Origin of the sequence: Clostridium coskatii, from assembly GCF_001675205.1 — a bacterium.
Classification (GTDB): Bacteria; Bacillota; Clostridia; order Clostridiales; family Clostridiaceae; genus Clostridium_B; species Clostridium_B ljungdahlii.
The window spans coordinates 19,417-28,173 of the sequence record NZ_LROR01000109.1 but is presented as its reverse complement, the minus strand read 5'-3'; the positions used below and the strand labels follow the sequence as shown (position 1 = coordinate 28,173).

Here is an 8,757-nt window from a genome sequence, read left to right as displayed (position 1 = left end):
TATGCAGTATATCAAGATTACAGTGGAAAAGGAAAAGAAATTGCTTTAGCTTATGGAAAAGGAATTGGTGGAACTAGAGCAGGAGTTATGACTACAACATTTAAAGTTGAAACTGAAACTGATTTATTCGGTGAACAAGTAGTACTTTGCGGAGGAGTTGCAGAACTTATAAAAGCAGGTTTTGATACATTAGTTGAAGCTGGATACGCTCCTGAAAATGCATACTTTGAATGTTTGCATGAGATGAAGTTAATAGTTGACTTGATATATGAAGGTGGATTAGCTAGAATGAGATATTCTGTAAGTGATACTGCTGAATATGGAGATTATAAGATAGGCAAGAGAATAATCAATGACAATACAAGAGCTGAGATGAAGAAAGTTCTTAAAGAGATCCAAGATGGAACATTTGCAAGAGAATGGCTTCTTGAGAACCAAACTGGAAGACCAGGATTTACAGCAAGAAGAAGAATGGAAAAAGATGCTCCAATAGAAAAAGTTGGAAAAGAACTTAGATCAATGATGTCATGGATCAATGAAAATCCTGATAATGAGTAATTAAAAAGTAGAATGTTCAATTGGCAGTATTAAAATATTTATTAAATTGGGGTAATATTTTAACAGTGTATCAATAAAAAATTACTTATGAATAACGCTTATGAATAAGGGGGCTTATCATTTAGCGGATGACTTAAGTTTACAGGAGAAGTAGGGGAATTACTTTTCCCTAATCCCTGTAATATCAATATCTATCTTTTTAGGGGCAAAATAATTATAGGTAGATATTACTTGTAAATAAAAAAGGGCTTATAAATATAAATTTTTTTATAAAATGTACGAAAGTTATTACGAAATTATATATATGTATTATAAAAACTATGATGGAGAAGAGTAAATAGTGGAGTATTTTTAGAGAATGGGGATAAGGTGAAAACCCATGAATACGAAACTTTTGAAAATCACTCCTAAGTTACAAGCTGAAATTAGTAAGCTGCGTCGGTATTACCGTTATTAGAATTAGAAAATAAATTGGGTGGTACCACAAAGCTTCTTGCCCTAGGCAGGCGGTTATTTTTTTACAAAAAATTTCCAGATTTAAGGAGGATACTAAAAATGAAAAGTGATTCAGTAAAAAAGGGGATTAAGGCAGCTCCAGCAAGAGCACTTATGTATGGAATGGGATATACAAAAGAGGAAATTGAAAGACCTCTTATAGGAATAGTAAATTCACAAAACGAAATAGTTGCAGGTCACATGCATTTAGATGAAATAGCAAAAGCTGCAAAACTTGGAGTAGCAATGTCTGGAGGTACTCCTATAGAGTTTCCTGCTATTGCAGTTTGCGATGGAATTGCAATGGGTCATGTTGGAATGAAGTATTCTCTTGCTTCAAGAGAATTAATAGCAGATTCAATTGAAGCTATGGCAACAGCTCATGGTTTTGATGGATTAGTACTCATTCCCAACTGTGACAAAATTGTACCTGGAATGCTTATGGCAGCTGCAAGACTTAATATACCAGCTGTAGTAGTAAGTGGAGGACCTATGAGGGCAGGCAAGCTAAATAACAAAGCACTTGATTTTAGCACTTGTATTGAAAAGGTGGCAGCTTGCAGCGATGGAAAAGTAACAGAGGAAGAACTTGAAGAAGAAGCTAAGAGAGCTTGTCCTGGATGCGGTTCCTGCTCAGGATTATTTACAGCAAACAGTATGAACAGTCTTACAGAAGTACTTGGAATGGGTTTACCTCTAAATGGAAGTGCACTTGCACAAACTGGTGAGAGAAATCAGCTGGCAAAATACGCAGGAATGTATGTAATGGATTGTGTAAAGAACGATAGACGACCAAGAGATATACTAACTTTAGATGCATTTAAAAATGCTATAACAGTAGATATGGCTATGGCAGGATCTACAAATACAGTACTTCATCTTCCAGCAATTGCTCATGAGGCAGGTATAGAACTTAATTTGGATTTATTTCATGAAATAAGTAAACACACGCCTTGTCTTACAAAATTAAGTCCAAGTGGCAAGCATCATATGGAAGATCTTCATCTGGCAGGGGGAATACCAGCTCTTATGAATGAACTTTCTAAGAAAGGTCTTATAAATGAAGATGCACTTACTGTTACTGGAAAAACTGTAGGTGAAACTATAAAGGATTTTAAAGTGCTTGATTATGAAGTTATAAGAAGTGTGGACAATGCTTACAGCAGTGAAGGTGGAATAGCAATACTTAGAGGAAACCTGGCACCAGATGGAGCTGTAGTTAAAGAATCTGCAGTTTCAAAAGAAACGATGGTACATGAAGGACCAGCTAGGGTATATAATTCTGAAGAAGAAGCAGTTAAGGCTATATTTGGCAATGAAATAAATAAAGGCGATGTAATTGTAATAAGATATGAAGGGCCAAAAGGCGGACCTGGAATGAGAGAAATGCTTTCACCAACTTCTGCTATAGCAGGTATGGGTTTAGATAAAGATGTAGCACTTTTAACAGATGGAAGATTCTCAGGAGCTACAAGAGGGGCATCTATAGGCCATGTGTCACCAGAAGCTATGGAAGGTGGACTAATAGGACTTGTAGAAGAAGGAGATACTATATTTGTAGATATTACAAATAAAAAATTAGAGCTGAAAGTAAGCGAGGAAGAACTTGAAAAGAGAAGAAAGAACTATGTAAAGCCTGAACCTAAGATAAAAACAGGATATTTATCAAGGTATGCAAAATTGGTTACTTCTGCAAATACAGGCGCAGTTCTTAAATAATGGGAGTTTTTTAGTGTACTTTTAATTTGTAAATATATTCAACTTTTGCAGTTTGAAAACTTTGTGAAGCAATATTTTTAATTAATAGTTAAGAATGAAGAATTAATAGTTAATATGGATTTTTTTCGTTACACTACAAAAAATCTTTGATTAAGCTTTTCACCACCACTCGTTTCGCTAAAGCGAAACATTGCTAATTTATATAAATTTAAAGATTTTTTGCGATAGCTAAAAATCATCCTTCACTATTAATTTTTCATTATTAATTCTTAACTTGATATATGTGAAAGTTGAATAAATATATTATTTAATAAAAATTCAGAATAAACCATTGACATTTAAAATGTTTTATAGTAACATATACTCATATTTAAATAATAAAAGCTTTGACAGGGACTATTAAATATGATGTATATTTTAAAGCGAGTGGGATCTGGTGTAAACCCATAAATATTTCATATTGAAACTCACCCTTGAGCTGTAAGCTGAAATTATAGTAAGCTGTGCCGGTGTGAATCGTTATTGAATTAAGTAATAAAATTGGGTGGTACCGCGAACAGACTTCTCGCCTCAAGAGAAAGGCTGTTTTTTTGTGCTAATTTTTAACCTAAAATTACCTATATTAATTACTTTGAATTATCAGTGAATCTTACTTAGTGGGATTTTGTTTCTCCCACTAAGTTTAGATGAATTATCTAGGGGGGTAGCTACTGTTATCTCACACCTTGATAGAAAAGCAGATATCTCAAATCTTTGATTTGATGATAGTCGCTTTCACAGAGTGCATGGGAGTGCTACAGTAGGTAGCCATCAGATGAATATTTAGTGTGTATCAAGTTTAAATTTGATTTAAGTAATTTAATTTTTAAAAACTATTTGTAAATGTAAATTAGAAAGTATAAAATACGTATTAATATATGAAAGCTTTGAAAGGGATAAGTAGATATTATAATATTTTAAAGAGAGTGAGGGCTTTGGTGTAAACTCACAGATATATAATATTGAAACTCGCCCTTGAGCTGTAAGCTGAAATTAGTAGGCTGGGCCGGCTTTGCCGTTATTAAATTGAGTGATAAAATTGGGTGGTACCGTGAACAGACTTCTCACCCCATAAGGAGTCTGTTTTTTTGTACCCAAAAATCCTATTAAATTGAATTTACAAGGAGAGATGGTTATGAAAGCTGCTGAAGCAGTTATCCAATGTTTAAAAAAAGAAAATGTAAATATGGTATTTGGGTATCCTGGTGCTGCAGTGGTTCCTATATATGAAGCTTTGAGAAAATCAGATGTGAAGCATATATTAGTAAGACAGGAACAAGCTGCAGGACACTCTGCTAGTGGATATGCTAGGTCAACTGGAGAAGTTGGAGTCTGTATAGTTACATCAGGACCTGGCGCAACTAATCTCATTACTGCCATTGCTGCTGCATATATGGATTCCATTCCTCTTGTTGTTATTACGGGTCAGGTTAAGTCTACGTTAATCGGAAGGGATGTATTTCAAGAACTAGATATCACAGGTGCTACAGAATCTTTTACAAAATATAATTTCCTTGTAAGAGATGCTAAATCTATACCTAAGACTATAAAGGAAGCATTTTATATAGCTGAAACTGGTAGAAAAGGTCCTGTACTCGTAGATATACCTATGGATATAATGGAAGAAGATATTGATTTTGAATATCCTGAAAGTGTAAATATAAGAGGATACAAACCTACTGTTAAAGGACATTCTGGACAGATAAAGAAAATAATAGACAGAATTAAAGTTAGCAAGAAACCTCTTATTTGTGCAGGTGGTGGAGTTATACTGGCAAATGCACAAGAACAATTGGAACAATTTGTTACAAAATCACATATACCTGTTGTCCATACTCTTATGGGTAAAGGATGTATAAATGAAAATAGTGATTATTATATAGGTTTAATAGGTACGCATGGATTTGCTTATGCCAATAAAGTTGTACAAAATGCAGATGTACTAATACTGATTGGAGCTAGAGCTTCAGATAGAACTGTCAGTGGAGTAAAAAGTTTTGCAAAGGATGCGGATATAATTCATATAGATATTGATCCTGCTGAAATAGGGAAAATTTTAAACACTTATATTCCAGTAGTTGGGGATTGCGGAAATATTTTATCAGACTTAAATAAGGAAATAGTATCTCCACAGACGAAAGAATGGATGGAAGAAATTAGAAATTGGAAGAAAGATTTGCAGATACAAAGAAAGCCTACAGATAAAGTTAATCCCAAATATGTATTAAAAACTGTTTCTGATATACTAGGAGAAGATGTTATTTTAACAGCAGATGTAGGACAAAATCAGTTGTGGTGTGCCCGTAATTTTAAGATGGCAGGGAATAGAAAGTTTTTAACTTCTGGAGGCCTCGGAACTATGGGATATTCTCTTCCAGCAGCTATTGGTGCTAAAATTGCATGTCCTGATAAACAAGTTATAGCTTTTGCAGGTGATGGCGGATTTCAAATGAGTCTTTTTGAACTTGGAACTATTGCTGAAAACAATCTAAACATTATTATAGTATTGTTTAATAACTCAGGACTTGGTATGGTTAGAGAAATACAAGATAACAAATATAATGGAGAGTTTGGGGTAAATTTTAGGACTAATCCAAGTTTTGTTAAACTTGCAGAAGCCTATGGATTGACAGCTAAGAGAGTAGAAAATGATGCTGAATTTAAAGGGGTTTTTAAAGAAGCATTAGATTCAAGCAAGGCATTTTTAATAGAGTGCATTGTAGATCCTCACGAGAGAACTTTTTAGAAAGAGGTGATTACTATAAAAAAGTATGTGATGTCAGTATTAGTGGAAAATCATTCAGGTGTTTTAAGTAAAGTAGCTGGACTTTTTAGTAGAAGGGGATATAATATTCACAGTCTTACTGTAGGAGTTACAGGAGATCCTGAAATATCACGAATGACTATTGTATCCATTGGAGACGACTATATGTTTGAGCAAATAAGTAAACAGCTGAATAAATTGATTGAAGTTATAAAAGTAATAGAATTAGACCCCGACGCATCTGTTTATAGGGAGTTATCTCTTATAAAAGTTTGTGCAGAAGCCAACAATAAACTGTTAATTATGGAAAGCGTAAATACTTTTAGAGGTAAAATAGTGGATATGAATGAAAAAAGTATGATAATTGAAATAACCGGAAATGAAAAAAAGATATCTGCTTTTATTGAACTAATGAAACCTTATGGAATAAAGGAAATTATACGTACTGGACTTACTGCACTTCAAAGGGGAAGTAAGCTAGAAGATTAAATGCAAACTTATAACAAAAAATGCCTCTTTGCCTTTTATAAATATTAAAGGCAAAGAGGTATTTTTTTTATTTGCTAATATTACTTATAAATAGGAATATTAACAAATATAAATTATATACTTAATATAGACAAATTATATTTAAAAGATGGGAATACAAAATTAATATTTGAAGTAAAGAACTTATTTAAAGTTATAGATGAAATGCCATAAGGGTGGTATGAAAATTAAATTTAGAGGAGGGACACAGACATGGACAATACAATATTATTGAGTAAGATATCCCAGGGCTTACTGGAATGTTGTAAATCAAAAAAATTTTCAAGAGTAAATAAATTAACTGTGAATGTAAGTGAAAACAGCAATATTAATTCTTGTAATCTTTATGAGTATCTTAAAAATTTTAATAAAGGCATAGTAGATGAATCTACAGAAATTAAAATCGAAATTGAAGATTTGCCGGATCAAGTTGTAATCATAAGCAGTATAGAAGGTGATATATCACAAGAGTTCATATAAAGTATGTATAAGGTTTCCAAACGGAAAATAAACTTATACTCCGGATATTTTTTACAATCTTCAGCTCGTTAAATATGAAATTGAAAATGGGTATAGATTTGGTTTTTACACAAATCTATACCCATTCCCACTAAGCAAGATTAAATTTCTTCCTAATCATATTAACTAATACCTTTGCTGTTTCATCAACTCCGCCGAATAGGCTGCTGTTAATTAAGATGTCTTTGTAAAGTACATTATCACTGTATGATTTTGCATAACTTAGGCTGTATAGCTGACGCGCTTCATCAACTTCTTTAATCAATTTATCAGCTTCATCTGGCTTTATATGAAGTATATTGATACAATTTTCCTTTCGTATCTCATAGGGAGCATAGATAAATATGCTGAAATGATTTGAATGGTTTCTTAAAATATAGTCAGAACACCTTCCTACAAATATACAGGATGATTTATCTGCCAGATCACAGATGATTTTCTTTTGGGCTTCAAATATTTCTTCCTGTATCTTTTCTGAACTAGTTCCTAGTGGAAATTTCATTTTTTTGTATTCGTTTTTATCTATTTCTTCTCCACTGTCAATAGTAGATACAGGCAAATTCATCTTTTTTGCAGCTTCTTCTACGATATCCCTGTCGTAATATTCAACACCTAACAATTCAGCCATTTTTTTAGCAATGGGACGTCCCAGACTACCGAATTGACGGGAAATAGTTATTACATAATTCTCTAATCCGATATTTACCTTTTCATTTTCTAGAAAAGCTGTGGTAAAGTTGCCGGAAACAAAGTTTTTATTTCGCATTATTGCAATATCAGTATTTATGGTTGTAGAAACTCCTTCTAGCTTAAAGTCTTTCAATGCTTTTATCATATTGGCAATGCAGGTATTTCTATCTTTTTCCCAAACCACAAGTTTACAAAGCATAGGATCATAAAATGGAGAAATCTTGTATCCTTCGTGAATAGCATGTTCTATACGAACAGTTCCATCTGACGTATCAGGAAATGATAAAGTTGTAATTGTACCTGGCGAAGGTTTAAATGTTTTGGGATCTTCTGCATAAATACGGCATTCAATGCTGTGGCCTTTTAATTTAACATCTTTCTGCTTAAATGGCAATTTTTCTCCGTTTGCAACACGAATTTGATTTTCTACTAAGTCCATATTTACAACATATTCAGATACAGGATGTTCTACTTGAAGTCTTGCATTTATTTCCATAAAGTAATAGTTGCCATCAGCACCTCTTAAATATTCAATGGTACCTGCTCCAGAGTATTTCATTTCCTTGATTATTTTTTGTGTATATGAATAAAGTTTCTTTCTGTCTTCTTCAGTAACTACAGCTGACGGTGATTCTTCAATAATCTTTTGATATCTTCTTTGAATAGAACATTCTCTTTCTCCTAAACAGACTACATTTCCATAGTCATCTGCTATAAACTGTACTTCTATGTGTCTTGGAGATAGTACTGCTTTTTCAATGTAAATATCCCCACTTGCAAATGCCATATTTCCTATTCTCTGCATGCTTTCGAAAATAGCTTGTGTAACTTTTTCAGATTCAAAATAAGTAATTTTTTCTATTCCTTTACCTCCGCCGCCTTTGTCCAGTTTAAGTAAAATAGGCAAACCAACTTTTTGTGCAGTATCATAAATTTCTTTTACACTGGAAATCGGATTAATTGTTCCTGGTGTAACCGGAACCCCTAATTTATTAGCAATAATACGGCAATAACATTTGGATTCGATGTTTTCTAGAATTGAAGGGTCAGGTCCGATCCATTTTGCACCTGCAGCAGCAACTGCATTAGCAAATGATGCTGCCTCTGATAAAAATCCATATCCGGGATGTACTGCATCTGCCCCTGATTTCTTAATAACATCTACAAGTGCATCAATATTTAAGTAACTTTTAACAGGTGCAGAGGGTCCGATATTATAGCTTTCTGCAGCTTTGTTAATGTAATCAGCATTTTTATCAGCGTCTGAGTATACAACAACAGTTTCAATGTTAAGTTTATTACATGTATGAATAATCCTGTTTACAATTTCACCGCGATTTGCAATTAAAATCTTTTTTATCATGTTAGCTCTCCTTTTCAATAAATTATTGTTTTATTAATTAAGTTTTACAATAACCATTTATCTGATGGCTACCTACTGTAAC

At 33.1% G+C, this 8,757-nt stretch carries 6 protein-coding genes and 3 other annotated features; of the genes, 5 read left to right on the top strand and 1 reads right to left on the bottom strand.

The annotated features are described in order from the left end of the window. From ilvC to CLCOS_RS21160, 5 genes are all read left to right on the top strand, one after another. Nucleotides 1-558, top strand: a 558-nt coding sequence (ilvC, locus tag CLCOS_RS21180; protein ID WP_063602655.1) for a ketol-acid reductoisomerase, incomplete at its 5' end; no start/stop codon positions are given. 311 nt (nucleotides 559-869) lie between these two features. After that, nucleotides 870-1,062 (top strand) — a binding site (T-box leader). Between the two features lie 51 nt (nucleotides 1,063-1,113). Further along, the gene (gene ilvD / locus CLCOS_RS21175) at nucleotides 1,114-2,772 is read left to right on the top strand and encodes a dihydroxy-acid dehydratase (protein ID WP_063599949.1); all 1,659 of its coding nucleotides are present in this window, start codon (nucleotides 1,114-1,116) and stop codon (nucleotides 2,770-2,772) included. Nucleotides 2,773-3,149: 377 nt separating this feature from the next. Further along, nucleotides 3,150-3,348 (top strand) — a binding site (T-box leader). A 341-nt stretch (nucleotides 3,349-3,689) separates the two neighbouring features. Further along, nucleotides 3,690-3,886 (top strand) — a binding site (T-box leader). 60 nt (nucleotides 3,887-3,946) lie between these two features. Further along, nucleotides 3,947-5,557 carry a biosynthetic-type acetolactate synthase large subunit gene (gene ilvB, locus CLCOS_RS21170; protein ID WP_063599948.1) on the top strand — a complete coding sequence of 537 codons (1,611 nt, stop codon included), beginning with the start codon at nucleotides 3,947-3,949 and terminating at the stop codon, nucleotides 5,555-5,557. Nucleotides 5,558-5,572: 15 nt separating this feature from the next. Further along, nucleotides 5,573-6,064, top strand: coding sequence for an acetolactate synthase small subunit (ilvN, locus tag CLCOS_RS21165; RefSeq protein WP_063600029.1), 492 nt, complete (start codon nucleotides 5,573-5,575; stop codon nucleotides 6,062-6,064). Nucleotides 6,065-6,316: 252 nt separating this feature from the next. Continuing rightward, on the top strand, nucleotides 6,317-6,583 hold the full coding sequence (locus CLCOS_RS21160) for a hypothetical protein (RefSeq protein ID WP_063599947.1): 267 nt from the start codon (nucleotides 6,317-6,319) through the stop codon (nucleotides 6,581-6,583). A 130-nt stretch (nucleotides 6,584-6,713) separates the two neighbouring features. On the opposite strand, the gene CLCOS_RS21155 is transcribed toward CLCOS_RS21160, so the two are convergent. After that, complete coding sequence (locus CLCOS_RS21155) at nucleotides 6,714-8,675, bottom strand: cytidylate kinase family protein (protein ID WP_063599946.1); 1,962 nt, start codon at nucleotides 8,673-8,675, stop codon at nucleotides 6,714-6,716. Nucleotides 8,676-8,757 lie beyond the last annotated feature (82 nt).

Excerpts from the sequence above, each read along its gene's own strand:
- ilvD (WP_063599949.1), top strand. The coding sequence starts at position 1,114 with ATGAAAAGTGATTCAGTAAAAAAGGGGATTAAGGCAGCTCCAGCAAGA.
- ilvB (WP_063599948.1), top strand. The coding sequence starts at position 3,947 with ATGAAAGCTGCTGAAGCAGTTATCCAATGTTTAAAAAAAGAAAATGTA.
- CLCOS_RS21160 (WP_063599947.1), top strand. The coding sequence starts at position 6,317 with ATGGACAATACAATATTATTGAGTAAGATATCCCAGGGCTTACTGGAA.
- CLCOS_RS21155 (WP_063599946.1), bottom strand. The coding sequence starts at position 8,675 with ATGATAAAAAAGATTTTAATTGCAAATCGCGGTGAAATTGTAAACAGG.